The organism is Paenibacillus sp. NAIST15-1, from assembly GCF_001894745.1.
GTDB classification, from domain to species: Bacteria; Bacillota; Bacilli; order Paenibacillales; family Paenibacillaceae; genus Paenibacillus_B; species Paenibacillus_B suaedae.
Map to the genome: position 1 here is coordinate 118,856 of NZ_BBYF01000007.1, position 15,491 is coordinate 134,346.

The window sequence follows — 15,491 nt, forward strand, 5'->3', positions numbered from 1 at the left end:
GGAATAGGAAGGCGATCCGGTTGGCATGGAACGGAGGAACAGAGATGGAAGAGAATAAGAACGATCAATATGATCATCAGAAGGAATTGTTTGAGCAGTTAGGAATTACGCTGGATGCATTCACCATTCATCAGAAGGATTTTCAGATTAAATTCCGTGGATATGATCCCGATGAAGTAGACGCGTTCTTGGATGATATTATTAAGGATTACAGCCAATTCTATGCGGTAATCTCTGATCTGTTGGAGAAATACAAGGAATTGAAGCTGCAAGAACGAGCAAATAAGATCTCAATGATGCATCGTGAACGTGAAGAAATCGTAAACACGGAGCCGTCTGTGGATGTTAAATTCATTGAGGAAATCGTTCGTAAAATGGAGCAAAATATTACGGAACTGAAATATCGTATGACCATTGGTCAGGATTCGAACAAAGAAATGTAAACAGACTAGGCGATGCACAGCTGCATGTTGTACCGCAAGTCGAATACATAAAGATACCCGCGGAGTCGCGGGTTTTTTGGCATGTTCTAAAGTTCGTGTTCTTATCCGGTAAGTCTCTGCGTGCTTCATGGTAATACAGCAGTGTGCCGCAATATCATATTGGCATGCTATATGGATTCGATTCAGAAAAGTGATAGCCGCTTTCAGATTTCTGGCAGCTGCTTGTACTTAGAACGAGACCGATCGATACCAACAGCTAATGACATAGTTAATGCACTCCAATCTTTCTTTCATGAGTAAACCTCGTTTTCCTCTTTATATTTTTACTTTCAGCCTGTTGAGTCTCATAGGTGTAGCGAGAGATGTTCAGCAGCATGCCAACCGAAGTCATACACACAATCAGGGAAGAGCCTCCATAGCTGATGAAGGGAAGCGGGATACCTGTAATCGGCAGAAATCCAGTGGCAGCACCTATGTTCATCACAAGTTGGATGCCTATCATAGAAATAATCCCCGTACCAAGGATTAGTCCGAACGGTTCATTGCAACGCAAGGCTACAAGCAGTCCACGAGCCAGGAAGAGGAAGTAGAGCAAGAGAAAACAGATTGTACCTGATAACCCCCATTCCTCCGCAATGATGGAGAAAATGAAATCTGTGTGTGCCTCTGGCAGGTAAGACATCTTCTGTATGCTCTGCCCAAATCCAGTCCCAGCAATCCCGCCATGGGATACAGCATATAATGATTGAATCAGCTGATAGCCGCTTCCATCAGGATCGTCCCACGGATTCATAAAGGAAGTAATCCGCTTCAACCGATAGCTTTTGAACACGGCGAGGAATATGATAATGGGCGCCAGTCCTAGCAGGATCGAACGAAGATGGGACAGCTTTGCACCACCGACATAGATGAGAACCCCGGTTACAATGATGATAAGCAGGGAAGATCCGAAATCCGGCTGTTTCAATATTAATAAGGCGATGCAGCCAACCACGAATAGGAGTGGAAGCAGCCCGAGCTTGAAGCTGCGAATCTTGTCTCCCTTGCGGGCAATGAGAATAGATGCATATAGCAGCACAAATAGTTTGATGAACTCTGTCGGTTGTATGGTGAAGCCGCCTATCATAAGCCAGCGCCTTGCACCATTTACATCCTTGCCAATGAGCAGGACGAGCAGTAAGGTGGCAATGGAGCCGAAGACAAGCAGGACAGATAGCTTCTTGAGTTTCGGGTAGGGGATGCACATAAACAGCAGCATAAGAACGAATCCCACACAGGCAAATCCGAGCTGGCGATCAATGAAATACCAGGGTTGTTTATAATATTGCAACGCGGTATATGAGCTTGCGCTAAATGTCATCATGATTCCGAAGCTTACCAATAAGACAGTTAGCAGCAGTAGGAGAAAGTCCGGTCTTGTTCTCCGTATTTTCATACTAGTTCCACATCCAATCTACCTAAGACGCTATGTACTGTGATTAAGAACGTATATTCTAGATCTACAAATTGAAAATCCCTCTATATACGCTAGAGGGGGATTCAATTATGCATTCGAAGCTAAACAACAAATGAGTTGCAGTGAATGAAAGGAACGTCCAAAGTCAGGGAGTCGTAAGGATGGAGACGATGTAAATTCCAATATATGGACATATGAACAATCATATCGTAGCTGTTCACGATTGAGCTTGTCAACTAGATTTTGGACTGTTTTACGAGGGAGAACGTGATTTCGAAAGTGTATTTCAAATGTAACATTTACCCACTGATATGATGATATAATCAACAGTGGTGATGTCATATAATGGCATCTCTACTAGCTCTAGTTGAAGTAATCTTGGGAGGTTGCGGTATGATTCGTACAATCCAAATTGAGAAGTATCGACCCGAATTGGCAGCAGCGATCGCCGACATGTGGAATGATAGTCATGAATCATTCGGCGGCGGAAATTCAAGGATGACGGCACAGCAAGTGCGGCAGAGGGAGGAGAGTGCGGATACTCTAGCCTTATACTTAGCGCTAGACGGCGAACGGGTCGTAGGCTATTGCAAAATATGCGAGTATCGGGAAGACACGGGCGCACTGTATGTGCATTTATTAAATGTCCATCCCGACTATCATGGGCAGAAGATTGGCAAGCAGCTCTTACTTCAAGTCATTGATGACACGATTACATTAGGATGGCCAAGATTGGATTTGTACACGTGGCAAAGCAATACGAAGGCGGTTCCTTTATATAAAAAATGCGGGTTCTTCTGGGAGGATCGGGATGAAACGACACATCTCATGAACTTTATCCCAACGGTAGTCCGCACAGAAGCATTGGCATCTCATTTTGAGTATTTTGATTGGTATCAGGATTCCGTGAGAGAAATCACCCTCGCACCAGACGGCATCAAGCAAAATGGGTTCGACTATTATCGGTATGAGTGGGAGAAGTCCGGCAAGAAGCTGAGAGTGGAATTTGAACGAAGAGGACGCGGTATGAGGCTGATTGATACGGATGATTATATATTGACGGCCGAGATCGCGCAGCCGGATCTGATTTGCGGAAGAACCTACTCGATTCACTACCATCTCGTAAATAAGTCAGGGAAACCTCTTCATATCGAACTTCAAGGGAAGAGTGATCGCAATATTCATTTTGATTGGCAGTCATCAATTGATGTAATTGGAGAAGCAACCCTCCAGGCAGAATTCAATGTTCAGCAATTGCAGGAGGAAATCAGCCAGTGGAGAACGACTCCAACTGTATGTACAGAGCTGTTGATCAATGGGAAATCCGCACAGTTCCGAGTCGGTGTTGTTCCGAAACAGCCCGCTGCTGTGGAATTGAGGCTTCCTGATCTCGGCGCCTTCCATAGGAAGCAAGGCGTTGCCTATCTTGACATCGCAAGTCACCTGGCAGAGTCAGCGACGTTCCGCTTCATGCTCCCTTCTCAAGATCAGATCGATTGGGAGCACAGCCAGTTCGAAATTCAGATCGAGCCGCTCTCCTGCAAGTCCATTCCACTCCGGTATCAAGTTCTTCAATTCGGTTATTACCAAACCGAGCTTCTTATACAAGTTGAGACAGGGTCTGGAGAATCATTGTCATTCCTTCCGTTAATCAGTGCGTCATTCCCAGGGATAGGTGCAGCTTACGGGGGGCGTTGCAACTCAGGATGGCAGATTGGACATGGAAAATATGCAGTATCTCTCATGAAGGAGCATAACGACACAACGCTTAGCTGCGTCGGAATGGACAAGCACATGAGTCTCTTATTTCCGAAACTAGGCAAGCCATTTTCGGATGAGTTCTCCAAGGCAGCGCCTAGTCATGTGTCTTTTGCAAAAGAAGAGAACGGAGCCATGGTGAAGGAAGTGCATTACCGCTCCTCAGCTTTCCCGGGCGTCTTATTGAAAGTAATGACTCGGCTTCATGGTGATGGCATCGTTGAACGCTGGTTCGAAGCAACGAATGAAGGGGATAAGCCGCTGCTTGAAGATTTATGGATATCCCAATCCGTTCGGCATGATCTCTACCGTGCAATCATTCCTTATGCGGGTCAGTTTGTAGAAATGAATGATTCTATCGGAAGTGAATATGAGTTCTGGGATAGCAACCTAATAACGGAACGTTGGTTATTCAGCCGCGGAGACGAGCTGCCGATCGGGATAAGCTGGGGTAAGAAATACGAATTGAAGTTTCAAGGCTGGTATATGGATTTGGATACGAATATAGGGATGCTTGATGCTTGGAAGACAGTGAAGAGTGAACCCATATTCATTTCACTGGGAAGCTTTGTGGATTGGAAGGCCTTCCGTGCTTGTACCATGCAGGAGGGATGGGATGAGCATATCGAACTTACCCCTCAGACGCATCTGCAGACAGTCGACCGGAATCCGTTCGTGAAGGGCGAACCTACCATGATCTTGGAGGATCGAAAACAAAGCATATGGAGTGGCAATGTGCAGATGTCATACCGCTATTCGGCAGAGATTGAAGCCCAGTGCTCCATAACGCCTGAAGAAGAGGTGACGCAAGCAAGCGTGACGTTGCGCCCACTACTTCAATCGATTGATGTTGTTGATGCTCACACATGCTTGGATGTAGAGCTAGGGCAGTATCATTCAGCAATCTTCCGTCAGTTATCGAGCCCGATTGATTGCACCGAGACGGTGGATTCGGAGTATACCGTATACACGGTTGATAACGGAGTTATTCGGATGAAAGCGGCACCTGACTATTATTCTTCTCTGTTCTCGCTCGAAGTTGAAGGGGAAGAATGGTTAATGAGTAATTTCCCGGATCGGGACGTTAAGTCATGGTGGAATCCATTTGTCGGTGGGCTTTATTCCAGCCTCGATCAGCTTACGATGCTGTCAGCCTTAAAACAAGAACGGTCTGCACAATTTGTTAAGCTGTTTGATCAGCATCGTAATGAATGGCAGGGAATTCGGGTTGATCTTCATATTCGTGAGCATGAAAAGTATAAAGGAATTCGATTGAGCAATTATTATTTACTGTTGCCAGGTGTACCAGTATTATGCCATTTCACGGATGTGCATCAAGCTTCTCAAGCTTATTTGAATGATCGATTGGAACAAGAAATGTTCATTTATAACGGGGAACCTGAGCAAAATAGCTGGCTCGAAGCGTATTCTTCGAACGGAAAGCCAATCGCTTTCCCTCAAGGTAAGGGAGTTGTCGATGTTTACGAAAATTCTGATTATCGATTCGGTTCCAGCGATAAGACAGCCATTATGCACATCGTGACAGATCATACGATTTCTCGCTCGAGCGTGTATGCCAATAAAGAAGTGACACATACAAATGTGATTCACAAGCTGCACATCCCGAACGGTCATACTCAGCGTACTTCTCCCGTTATGCTGATGTTCTCGATGGAAAGAATCGAACCGGAGGCGTTAACCGATCTTCGTGCTATTCGTTTTCCGCAATCTGAGCCGGAGGTGGTCAAGGGGTGAAAATCATTGATGCCCATATGCACCTGTCCCGAATCGAGGAGTTCCAGCGTACGGCAGACGAATTATCCAAGGTAGATTACAGTGTGAAGGGGCTTCTGCAAGAATACGCACAGCATGGTGTTGTCTTTGGTATCGGAATGGGGCTGGCAGAGACGAAAGCAGAGGGATTCCCTGATGCTGAGGCCCATAACCCGATGGTACTTGATCTTGTTGATGAGCTCCCTCCTTCGATTGCTTATTGTATTGGTATCAATCCCAATCAATGCGATGAAGAGGCATGGGCACGGATAGAGCTCGAACTGCAGAAGCCGCAAGCAGTGGGATTGAAATTATATCTTGGCTATTATCCATTCTATGCATTCGACAGTGTCTATGATCGGGTATATGAGTTGGCTGCCAAGTACGAGGTTCCGGTTGTATTCCACTGTGGAGATACGTATTCAGAACGGGGGCTGCTGAAATACGCCCATCCGTTAACGATTGATGAAGTGGCCGTGAAGCATCGTGATGTGACGATGATGATGGCACACTTCGGTGATCCATGGGTACTGGACGGAGCAGAAGTCGTATATAAGAATCGAAACGTGTATGCAGATCTGTCGGGGCTGCTTGTGGGAGATTCAAGGCGATTTGCACGTTTGGACGAGGAGTCGCCATTATTTTTTCAGCATTTGCGCCACGCCATCGTGTATTGTGACCGCTATGATAAGCTGCTCTTCGGAACAGATTGGCCACTTGCACCGATTGGAACCTACATTGACTTTGTGAAAACGGTCATTCCGGAGCGTCATCATGAGGAAGTATTTTATCATAACGCCTTGCAAGTATTTCCTAAGATCAGACCCCTAGTTGGGTGATGGCACAAAAATACGAATAAAGAGATAGATACCTATACGAGCTGTTGCGGGAGTGCATAGATTATCTTGTAAGGCTTCCGCTCTACCAAGAGTGGAATCACCCATACAAGCAGAGGTAAAGGATGGTCGTCATCATGAGAACGTCTCGACGCAAAGGCTCGAAACCCAAGCACAAGCTGTCCGCCTCGCCTAGAGCAGCCTCACGATCTATCAGCAAGCCGGGCAGAACGAAAGCATCTGCGCCTTACATGAATCAAAATGTAATGGGGCTAACAACCCCAACGGATCCCTCTGCATCCAATGCAGTTGCGAATCAAGAAGCTGCAGGCAACGCAGGCGGTGGTTCTTACACTTCATTGAACAGACAATATGGAATCGATGACCTGATGAATACGTTCGGCAAAATTCAGAAGATGTTCGGCATGTTCCAGCAAGCACGATCCATGTACAGCACTTTTCAGTCATTAATGGGCCCAATTGCGCTCACAAAAGGAAATCGTGCAAAAGCAGGAGGTCGCCGTCATTCTGGAAAGCCAGTACGCAAGTCACAGCCGTCGATCCAATCTCGTTCATCTCGCAGCAATGCCAGCAAAGGACAACGGGGCGCACGGAAGTAGTGCAGCCCCTGACTCCTTACAACGTTCCTTAGGCTGCGAAATCACCTTAAGCCGATAAATAGAGTGCTCACCAGCACATCAGCATGATTACGTGATTCCCATTGATGGGTTATATAAAATAGAACAGGGACAAAAGAAGGAGCCAGCCTTCTATTGTCCCTGTTATCAAATATATTAGCTTATGAGTTAGCTTTGAATTTTTTCAGGCTCCGGATACGTGATGCCGAATGTATTTACAGTAACCTTTTTCATTTTTTGGTCTTTCTCCGGCTTGTCGTTAGCCCCGGTTGGTACATTCACGATCGCTTGCGCGATTTCCATCCCTTTGATCACTTTGCCAAAGGCCGCGTAATCCCCATCCAAGTGTGGTGCGTCTGCTACCATGATGAAGAATTGGGATCCTGCTGAATTCGGATCCTGAGAGCGTGCCATTGATAATACGCCTTCCGTATGCTTCAGGTCATTCTCTACTCCATTGTTCGCAAATTCTCCCTTAATGCCATAACCAGGCCCGCCAATGCCGATGCCTTGAGGATCTCCTCCTTGAATCATAAATCCTGGAATAACACGATGGAAGATCGTCCCGTCATAAAATCCTTTGTTCACGAGAGAAATAAAGTTGTTTACGGTGTTCGGAGCTTTGTCAGGATACAGCTCAATCTCAATGCTGTCTCCGCTTTCCATTTCGATCGTGACAATCGGATTTTTGGAATCGGAAGTCTTTTTGCTATCGCTGTTATCTTTCGGAGCCTCCTTGTTCGTCTCTTGACCAGACTTGGTTGTGTCTGCCGCTCCATTTTGCCCAGTACTTGGCTTGCTGCCGCAACCAGCCGCGATAAGCAGTACGACTAGCATGAGCGTGAAGAATGTAATGGATTTTGTGCGATTCAAAAATATTTCCTCCTTGTCCTTGCTGCAGCAACGCTGCAGTTGTCTCTCTATCACATTACCACATATGAGCAGCGAAGCATAATCTTGAAATGATCGTATCACCAAGTTAATGAGAATGCTTGAATCAGTTATCATGGATTCAAGGGGACGAGTACATCCTATAATTGAGCAATGAATCCCTCAATTTGTCAGTGTTGTTCTCTTTCGTTGTGTGCTAATATGGACAATGTGTTCAAGAAGAATACATATGTATACTGTGTGAGGACATATATATTGATTTGTTTGCGTGCACTGGAGGGGAGTACTTCATGAGAAAACTAGGATTATTACCGCGTATTATTATCGCAATCCTGCTCGGTACTGGAGCGGGACTAATTATGCCAGATTGGTTTATAAGAATATTTGCTACGTTTAATCATTTATTCGGGCAATTTTTGAGCTTTCTCATACCGTTAATCATTCTTGGCTTTATTATCCCAGGCATTGGAGAGTTGGGGAGGGGAGCTGGCAAGCTTCTTGGCATAACGGCATTGATTGTATATGTATCCACGGTATTGTCTGGCATGCTGGCATACGGCGTCGCCAAGACAACATTCCCGTGGCTGCTGTCTGGAGCATCTGGCCTTCGGGCGAGCAATCCAGAAGAGATGCTGCTAACAAGTTACTTCAAATTGGACATGCCACCGGTATTCGACATTATGACTGCTCTGCTGCTGTCCTTCGTGATCGGTGTCGGCATTACGTTTGTGAAGTCTAATGTCTTGCTTACCGCATCGTTGGAGTTCAAGGAGATTGTAGGCAAGGTAATCAATGCGATATTGATTCCACTATTGCCGTTCCACATTGCGGGGATCTTTATGAACATGACACAAGCAGGCGAGGTTGCATTCATTCTGCAAGTGTTCCTTAAAGTTTTCCTTGTCATATTGTTGCTGCATGCTGTGGTCATTGTTGGACAGTATACGATCGCGGGCATATTGAACAAGCGCAACCCAATCTCGATGCTGCGCACGATGCTCCCGGCGTATTTAACAGCGTTAGGGACGCAGTCTTCTTCGGCAACGATACCCGTGACCATGTCTCAAGTGAAGAAGCTTGGTACCGATGAAGAAGTATCGAACTTCGTGGTACCGTTATGTGCAACGATTCATATTACTGGCTCAACGGTTACGATTACTTCCGTAGCAAGTGCGATCATGTACATTAATGGCGCGCCATTATCGGTTAGCACAATGATGCCGTTCATCTTCATGTTAGGCATATCGATGATTGCAGCACCAAGTGTTCCTGGTGGCGGCGTCATGGCGGCAACCGGATTGTTCCAATCCATGCTCGGCTTCGATGAAGCAATGATTAGTCTTGCCATTGCACTGTATATTGCACAGGACAGCTTCGGTACGGCTGCTAATGTAACTGGTGATGGCGCGATTGCCCAAATCATTCATTCGATTAAGAACAAGTGGCAGGGGAAGACAAGGGCGGTAAAAGCATCTGAATAACAGAGATAGGTTGATTATAAGGAAGGGATAGGCGATGCACAGCTTGTCCCTTCTTTTTATATATGTTACATGTGGTAAAATGTAGAAGGGTAGTAAGGCTGCGTTCTATGAAATTCATTCACCAGGTGAGGTACATAAAGGAGGTTGTCATCGTCTTGAAATGGAATAACTCGCTCCCAATGATGAAAATGATCATATCCATGTGCATCTTTGGCTCTATCGGATTTTTCTCCGAGCATACTGGATTACCGTCAATGGAGCTTGTCTTCATACGATGCATTTGCGCAACATTATTTCTGGGAATTTGCTGGGCGGCTTCAGGCCAATACCGGCGTGAACAGTGGAGCAAACGGGAATTGCTGCAAACGATAGCTTGCGGTGTATTTCTTGTGGGCAATTGGGTGTTCTTGTTCAAGTCCTTCGAGTGGATGTCGATTACGATTGCGATATCGATATATCATTTGGCTCCGGTAATTGTCGTGCTAGTTGGAAGTATCTTATTCAAGGAAAAATTAACGGTCTGGTCTATTTTATCTGTGGGGATATGCTTCGTCGGTACTGTTCTTGTTATCGGTATCGAAGGAGGCGCAAGCATGGACGAGCTGTTCACATCAGGGGTAGTGTGGGCATTCATGGCAGCCGTGTTTTATGCAATGACGACATTGTTAGGCAAGGGTGTTGTTCAACTAAGTGGGTATGCGATTACGATTGTGCAGACGAGCCTCGGGATCGTATTGCTGCTGCCATTCGTTGATATGTCGTCTTATGGTGCATTAACATGGAGCAATTGGTTCGCAATTGTGGCGACTGGGTTCATTCATACCGGATTTGTATATTTATTGTTTTTTGACAGTTTGAGAGAGCTGCCTACACGAGTCATTTCAGTACTCGTATTTCTCGATCCCGCCGTGGCAATTTTACTGGATACGTGGATCACTGGATTTCGGCCGACAGGGATGCAGATAGGGGGAATCGTTCTCATCTTTGCAGGTATGGCATGTGCAATGATAAAACCTAAAGCCAAAGCGAGGCTTAGCTATGATGGAACGCAGCATTGAATACATGACCATATCCATTTTGCAGCGATCATGCAGTGATCACCGCAGGAAAGAAGTATATAGCACGATCATGGATGAATGACGGTTCCTATATGGATGAATCCATATAAAATAGCTTGTCCGATGTTAAAAATTCTTGGACAGAAGGACAAGATGAACGAATATACGAAGACGGTAGCGAGTGCTTTGTACGCCATACCGGGAGGGTGTGCCCAAGGGCAATATATCGCCTAGGCATTATTTGAATCCTAATAGGTGAAGTAGTAGGAGATAGAAGAACAACCCCGGCTGAAACAGCCGGGGTTGTTGGCGTAAATTAGAAACCGAAACCGCATCCAAGAGAACGGGTAATAATGACGAGCAAAATGAAGAGAACAAGAATTACGCCAATGCTAGTAAAACCTCCACCACAAAAGCCTCCAATTGATCCACATTCAGACATGTTCATTGGCTCCTTTCGTCATGCATTTATCTTACGTAATAAGTGTATGTAGGTAAGGAGCACGGTGACTAGACGAATGTGGGAAAGAGAACGTCTAATTTGAGCGAGTGGTTGTGCTGTTTGACAAGCCGTTCGTGATGCAACATAATAGCACTATTGTGCCTATTATTCGTGAATTCAATAGGCGAAGAACGATAGTTATGGGGGAAGATGCAGTGATGCAATTATGATGAGTTGGCTTTACTTAATCGGTGCGATTACATTGGAGATTATCGGAACCATCTCAATGAAGATGTCGAACGGCTTCACAAGACCGGTTCCTTCCATTCTCATGATTGTTTGTTATTTGCTTGCGTTTACGAGCTTGAATTTCTCACTGAAGCAGATTAATGTCAGTGTCGCTTATGCGATATGGTCAGGTGTTGGTACTGCAGCCATTGCCGTTATCGGATATTATTTCTTCTCAGAGTCAATGTCTTGGATTAAGGTTATATCGATCTTGCTTATTATTCTCGGCGTAATTGGTTTGAATTTGCAAGGAGGCAGTCACGAAAGCCGTCCAGCCGAGGTGACGCCGCAGTCCATTGATACAGCTGCTTCTCCGGTGACTGCAGAGGACGCATCAACCACTATCTAAGGGAATATATTTAGCGGGGAACCAGACAATTGTTCTGCACAAGGTCAGGAGGAAACACCTTCTGCCTGTATAACTTTCTTAAGGAGCTTGATAGGAAGGGTGAAGGAATTCAACATGTCTGATCCCATTATAGCTATAATCTTTCACTCTCATGAACTGAACGGCAGCCCTCGGCGAGTTACCTCGTCTGAGGGCTTTTTTTGTAGCTGGCAAGAGAAGTATGGGGAGCACAGGGATTGGAAATGGAGTTTGACATTCTGGAGTCGAGTAGAGTACTATGGATTTTGACTAATAAGTCGAAAATAAAACTCACGGGTTCTTAGAAGAGGTGGAGAACATTGTCAACAAAAAAGAAAGGTTCAGGTTCGCTTGTTATCCTCATGGTTAACATGTTCATTGCTATGGTTGGAATGGGGCTGATCATTCCGATTATGCCGAAATATGTGACGGCGTTTGGGGCTACGGGTCAAGCAATGGGGTATTTGGTGGCGGCATTTGGATTAACGCAATTTCTGTGCTCTCCGATTGCAGGCGAGTTGTCAGACAAATATGGCAGGAAGCTGCTAATCGTAACGGGAATTGGATTATTTACCGTTTCACAGCTACTGTTCGGTATGGCTGAACACATGTGGATGTTGTATGTATCACGACTGCTAGGCGGAATGTCAGCAGCGTTAATGACACCTCCGATGATGGCCTATGTAGCGGACATTACAACGGAAGAGAAACGGGGGAAGGGGCTCGGCATGCTGATGGCTTCCATGACGCTCGGCGTTGTCATAGGGCCTGGTATCGGAGGTATGTTGGCGGAATACGGAATACGAGTTCCTTTTTACGCAGCAGCAGCACTTGCTGGATTGTCCACGGTAGTCTCTTTGTTGTTCCTGCCTGAATCTCTGTCTGTCGAGGAACGGATGGCAGCGAGAAGCAACACGAAGAAGAAGGAAAATTTGCTCCGACAGATGGCCGCTTCTGCGAAGGCGCCGTATTTCATGCTGCTTGTGCTGGTGTTCGCATTAACGTTCGGATTGCAGAATTTTGAAGCGATATTTGGTTTATATGTAGATGTGAAATATGGATTTACGCCGAAGGATATTTCCTTAATGATTACACTAGGTGCGATAATCGGAGTCATCTGTCAAGCTGTCCTAATTGAGCGCCTGTTGCGAACATTCGGTGAGAAGAAGATTCTGCTCACGATGTTTGGATTATCTGCCATCAGTATGATTTTGCTATTGTTCGTTTCGAATTATTTTCTTATTTTCTTTGTTACGATGTTGTTCTTCGTGGCAACATCCATCGTACGGCCTGCTATCAATACGCTATTGTCGAAGATGGCAGGGAATGAGCAAGGGTTCGTTGCAGGAATGAACAATGCTTATATGAGTCTTGGCAATATTATTGGGCCAGCGATTGCAGGAATCCTGTTTGATATTCATGTTCAGATCCCCTATGCATTTGGCGCCATTGTGTTGTTCGCAAGTGCGGGCATGCTTATTGGCTGGAAGCGGGATGCATCTTATACCAGTGCAGCACAGCGGGGCGAAATAGTCCGATAAAAGGTGTATCTTGGCTCAATCGGAGTAGATGATAAGTGTATCTTCATATGTCCAAACCCATGTGGTTGCAGGTAATGGCCACTTTTTGTTATGATATTGAGAACTCAATAGTCATATTAAGAACTTGTTAGGAACCAAGTGTGGAGGACAGCGAATGGAAGAGCATATGCCAGAGAAGAAGAAGCAGATTCTATTATCGGCTATGAAATTGTTTGCATCCAAGGGATACGTACAGACGACGATGCAGGAAGTCGCTTCCTTCTGTAAAATGTCAAAAGGAAGTGTGTATCAATATTATAGTTCCAAGGATGAGCTGCTGCTGAACATCTTCATGTATCAATCCAAATTATTGAAGGATCGCTTGCTGATGTTGGAGCGCGAGAAACAGCCTAATCCTCGTGAACGGTTAATAAGCAAAATCGGGGTTTATATTCACATCTGGAACGAACATCCTGAGTTTATCAAGATGCAGATACGGGATAATACGAAGCATACCGAAAGCAAAGAGCTTCGTGAACACATGCAGCAAATGAATAAGTTTAATATAGAGACGCTGATGGAATCCTTGCAAGATATCTATGGGGAGCAATTCAGCCCTTATATGCTTGACAGCGCAACGTTGCTTAGCAGTCTGATTTTTACCTATATGTATATGAAGCTATTCGACAATTTCCCCATCGAGATGGACAGCCTCAGTAGGTACATTGTTACGATCATGGATTATGTAGCCGAGGGGATGTTGAAGCATGGACCGGAGCCAATACTGAATGGAAGCATGGTCGGATTCGATGAGGAGCATTTGAAGCCAAAGCAATTGCATCCGCTTGTGCTTGTGAAGCAGCTGAGAGAGGCTGTAGAGAGTATGGACATGGATTCGAAGGAGAAGAAAAGCTGGAATAAGCAAGATGTTCTGGATTCTATTCAAGTGCTGGAAGAAGAACTGCTGCAAGTACGTCCCCGTAAGGTGATTTTGCTCGGAATGCTGTCAAATTTGAAAGAGATTGCACCTCGGACTTCCTTGTATGAGCGTCTATGCAAATCTATTGAAGCGTTGTCCGGAACGGCACCAAGCACTCTTCGCTAATACGCGGAGAGAGTATTTTTTGCTCACTACGATGTATGTATGAAAATGTCACAATATCGTAGCTTAATAGGGACGCAGATGGTAAAAATAGACTTGCAATTACGATACAATAAGAGTAAAAACGATGTGGTATCGTAATGTGGAGGTCGGTATGAAGAAGATACTTGTAAGTAGTGTAATCGCTATGATTATGATCGTCCTAGTCGCCTGTGGCGGCAAGCCGAAGCCGAATGATTACGACTGGAAGGTTACTGCATTTGAGGCGGTTGATCAAGACGGACAGCCTTTTCGTACCGAACAAATGAAAGGGAAGATATGGCTCGTTAACTTTGCGTTTACAAGCTGCACTACGGTATGTCCACCTATGACCTTCAACCTGACAGAAATTCAACAGAAGCTAAAAGAAAAGGGAATTGAAGACGTACATATACTATCATTCAGTGTCGACCCTTCTATTGATACGCCGGCGAAGATTAAGGAGTTCCTTGGTAAATATAAGGCTGATACGACCCATTGGCGCTTTGTCACGGGCTACAGTCAGGCAGCGATTGAAAAATACAGTCTTGAGATGTTCAAATCACAAGTGCAGAAGGTGGAAGGCGATGATCAGGTGATCCATACCACCTCAGTCTTCCTCGTTGATCAAGAGGGGACCGTGCTCACTCGCTACAATGGATTAGAACCGCCAGAAGATAAGATTGTCGAGGATGTTAAGTCACTGCTAGAGTGAAATCTTGACGGAGGTAGAGTGCATGCTGCGGTCAGCTTGATCATGTACTGAAATCCCATTAGAAAATAATGCGCATGGAACAATCGCAATTAATAGGCTGATTTATTCATGAAACGCAATGATAACGGCACAGGAGCTACTGCTCTTGTGCCGTTTTTTTGTTGAAGGAGTTAGCGGTCAAGAGTCAGTCAAGAAGACGGATAAAGGTGAGAGGGTTCGCAACGAATGAAGCGGGAATAGTGTGTATATGTAACCAAATTGTGGTATCATTTCGATAATAAATCAATGTGATATTCTGAGTCGAATAGAGGGAGTTAACATGGAAGATATTTCGTTTCGACCAGCAATACCGATATTGCGAATATTCGATGAGCATAAAGCGCGTGAATTTTACGTAGGTTTCTTAGGATTCCGAATGGAGTGGGAGCATCGCTACGGGGAAGATTTCCCATTGTACATGCAGGTAGCACGCGGCAATTGCATACTTCATTTATCAGAGCATCATGGGGATTGCTGTCCTGGCTCGGCAGTACGAATTGAAGTTAGCCATATACGGCAGCTGCACGCTGAGATGTGCGGCAAGCAGTATAAATACGCGAAACCTGGACTCGATCCGGATGAACATGAAATGTGTGTCACTGATCCATTTGGCAACCGAATCATTTTTTATGAGCGGGCAAGTTGTTAGAGGAACGTATCGTGCGG

The 15,491-nt window shown here is 45.3% G+C and carries 15 protein-coding genes; 12 read left to right on the forward strand and 3 right to left on the reverse strand.

The annotated features are described in order from the left end of the window. The first annotated feature begins 44 nt into the window (after positions 1-44). A complete protein-coding gene (locus PBN151_RS32320) occupies positions 45-443 on the forward strand; it encodes a DivIVA domain-containing protein (protein ID WP_072730012.1) in 399 nt (132 codons plus the stop codon). A gap of 268 nt (positions 444-711) precedes the next feature. On the opposite strand, the gene ftsW is transcribed toward PBN151_RS32320, so the two are convergent. Then, positions 712-1,878 carry a putative lipid II flippase FtsW gene (gene ftsW / locus PBN151_RS16795; RefSeq protein WP_072729916.1) on the reverse strand — a complete coding sequence of 389 codons (1,167 nt, stop codon included), beginning with the start codon at positions 1,876-1,878 and terminating at the stop codon, positions 712-714. A gap of 414 nt (positions 1,879-2,292) precedes the next feature. On the opposite strand from ftsW, the gene PBN151_RS16800 reads away from it, so the two are divergent. The 3 genes from PBN151_RS16800 (at position 2,293) to PBN151_RS16810 (ending at position 6,886) form a co-directional block, all read left to right on the forward strand. Beyond that, positions 2,293-5,412, forward strand: a complete 3,120-nt coding sequence (locus tag PBN151_RS16800) for a GNAT family N-acetyltransferase (RefSeq protein WP_072729917.1) — start codon at positions 2,293-2,295, stop codon at positions 5,410-5,412. After that, complete coding sequence (locus PBN151_RS16805) at positions 5,409-6,269, forward strand: amidohydrolase family protein (protein ID WP_072729918.1); 861 nt, start codon at positions 5,409-5,411, stop codon at positions 6,267-6,269. Before PBN151_RS16800 ends, PBN151_RS16805 begins: the two co-directional genes overlap by 4 nt. A gap of 134 nt (positions 6,270-6,403) precedes the next feature. Beyond that, positions 6,404-6,886, forward strand: coding sequence for a hypothetical protein (locus PBN151_RS16810; RefSeq protein WP_072729919.1), 483 nt, complete (start codon positions 6,404-6,406; stop codon positions 6,884-6,886). Between the two features lie 186 nt (positions 6,887-7,072). Here PBN151_RS16810 and PBN151_RS16815 read toward each other — a convergent pair whose 3' ends face one another. Next, positions 7,073-7,777, reverse strand: a complete 705-nt coding sequence (locus PBN151_RS16815) for a peptidylprolyl isomerase (RefSeq protein WP_370510427.1) — start codon at positions 7,775-7,777, stop codon at positions 7,073-7,075. A 308-nt stretch (positions 7,778-8,085) separates the two neighbouring features. On the opposite strand from PBN151_RS16815, the gene PBN151_RS16820 reads away from it, so the two are divergent. From PBN151_RS16820 to PBN151_RS30770, 3 genes are all read left to right on the forward strand, one after another. Further along, a complete protein-coding gene (locus tag PBN151_RS16820) occupies positions 8,086-9,276 on the forward strand; it encodes a dicarboxylate/amino acid:cation symporter (RefSeq protein WP_065291183.1) in 1,191 nt (396 codons plus the stop codon). 179 nt (positions 9,277-9,455) lie between these two features. Then, the gene (locus PBN151_RS16825) at positions 9,456-10,334 is read left to right on the forward strand and encodes a DMT family transporter (RefSeq protein ID WP_065291218.1); all 879 of its coding nucleotides are present in this window, start codon (positions 9,456-9,458) and stop codon (positions 10,332-10,334) included. A 78-nt stretch (positions 10,335-10,412) separates the two neighbouring features. Then, complete coding sequence (locus PBN151_RS30770) at positions 10,413-10,568, forward strand: hypothetical protein (protein WP_370510428.1); 156 nt, start codon at positions 10,413-10,415, stop codon at positions 10,566-10,568. A gap of 82 nt (positions 10,569-10,650) precedes the next feature. On the opposite strand, the gene PBN151_RS31995 is transcribed toward PBN151_RS30770, so the two are convergent. After that, on the reverse strand, positions 10,651-10,776 hold the full coding sequence (locus PBN151_RS31995; protein ID WP_227774755.1) for a YjcZ family sporulation protein: 126 nt from the start codon (positions 10,774-10,776) through the stop codon (positions 10,651-10,653). Between the two features lie 226 nt (positions 10,777-11,002). On the opposite strand from PBN151_RS31995, the gene PBN151_RS16835 reads away from it, so the two are divergent. The 5 genes from PBN151_RS16835 to PBN151_RS16855 all read left to right on the forward strand — a co-directional run bounded on the left by PBN151_RS16835 (position 11,003) and on the right by PBN151_RS16855 (position 15,474). Beyond that, complete coding sequence (locus PBN151_RS16835) at positions 11,003-11,413, forward strand: DMT family transporter (RefSeq protein WP_083545184.1); 411 nt, start codon at positions 11,003-11,005, stop codon at positions 11,411-11,413. Between the two features lie 338 nt (positions 11,414-11,751). After that, positions 11,752-12,972 carry an MFS transporter gene (locus PBN151_RS16840; protein ID WP_083545185.1) on the forward strand — a complete coding sequence of 407 codons (1,221 nt, stop codon included), beginning with the start codon at positions 11,752-11,754 and terminating at the stop codon, positions 12,970-12,972. 154 nt (positions 12,973-13,126) lie between these two features. Next, the gene (locus PBN151_RS16845; protein ID WP_072729920.1) at positions 13,127-14,056 is read left to right on the forward strand and encodes a TetR/AcrR family transcriptional regulator; all 930 of its coding nucleotides are present in this window, start codon (positions 13,127-13,129) and stop codon (positions 14,054-14,056) included. Between the two features lie 151 nt (positions 14,057-14,207). Next, entirely contained in the window at positions 14,208-14,786 is a 579-nt protein-coding gene (locus tag PBN151_RS16850) for an SCO family protein (RefSeq protein ID WP_072730016.1), read from the forward strand. A gap of 319 nt (positions 14,787-15,105) precedes the next feature. Next, a complete protein-coding gene (locus PBN151_RS16855; protein WP_072729921.1) occupies positions 15,106-15,474 on the forward strand; it encodes a glyoxalase superfamily protein in 369 nt (122 codons plus the stop codon). The last annotated feature ends 17 nt before the right edge of the window (positions 15,475-15,491 follow it).

Coding starts and splice junctions, on each gene's coding strand:
- PBN151_RS32320 (WP_072730012.1), top strand. CDS start 45: ATGGAAGAGAATAAGAACGATCAATATGATCATCAGAAGGAATTGTTT.
- ftsW (WP_072729916.1), bottom strand. CDS start 1,878: ATGAAAATACGGAGAACAAGACCGGACTTTCTCCTACTGCTGCTAACT.
- PBN151_RS16800 (WP_072729917.1), top strand. CDS start 2,293: ATGATTCGTACAATCCAAATTGAGAAGTATCGACCCGAATTGGCAGCA.
- PBN151_RS16810 (WP_072729919.1), top strand. CDS start 6,404: ATGAGAACGTCTCGACGCAAAGGCTCGAAACCCAAGCACAAGCTGTCC.
- PBN151_RS16820 (WP_065291183.1), top strand. CDS start 8,086: ATGAGAAAACTAGGATTATTACCGCGTATTATTATCGCAATCCTGCTC.
- PBN151_RS16825 (WP_065291218.1), top strand. CDS start 9,456: ATGATGAAAATGATCATATCCATGTGCATCTTTGGCTCTATCGGATTT.
- PBN151_RS30770 (WP_370510428.1), top strand. CDS start 10,413: ATGACGGTTCCTATATGGATGAATCCATATAAAATAGCTTGTCCGATG.
- PBN151_RS31995 (WP_227774755.1), bottom strand. CDS start 10,776: ATGTCTGAATGTGGATCAATTGGAGGCTTTTGTGGTGGAGGTTTTACT.
- PBN151_RS16835 (WP_083545184.1), top strand. CDS start 11,003: ATGATGAGTTGGCTTTACTTAATCGGTGCGATTACATTGGAGATTATC.
- PBN151_RS16845 (WP_072729920.1), top strand. CDS start 13,127: ATGGAAGAGCATATGCCAGAGAAGAAGAAGCAGATTCTATTATCGGCT.
- PBN151_RS16850 (WP_072730016.1), top strand. CDS start 14,208: ATGAAGAAGATACTTGTAAGTAGTGTAATCGCTATGATTATGATCGTC.
- PBN151_RS16855 (WP_072729921.1), top strand. CDS start 15,106: ATGGAAGATATTTCGTTTCGACCAGCAATACCGATATTGCGAATATTC.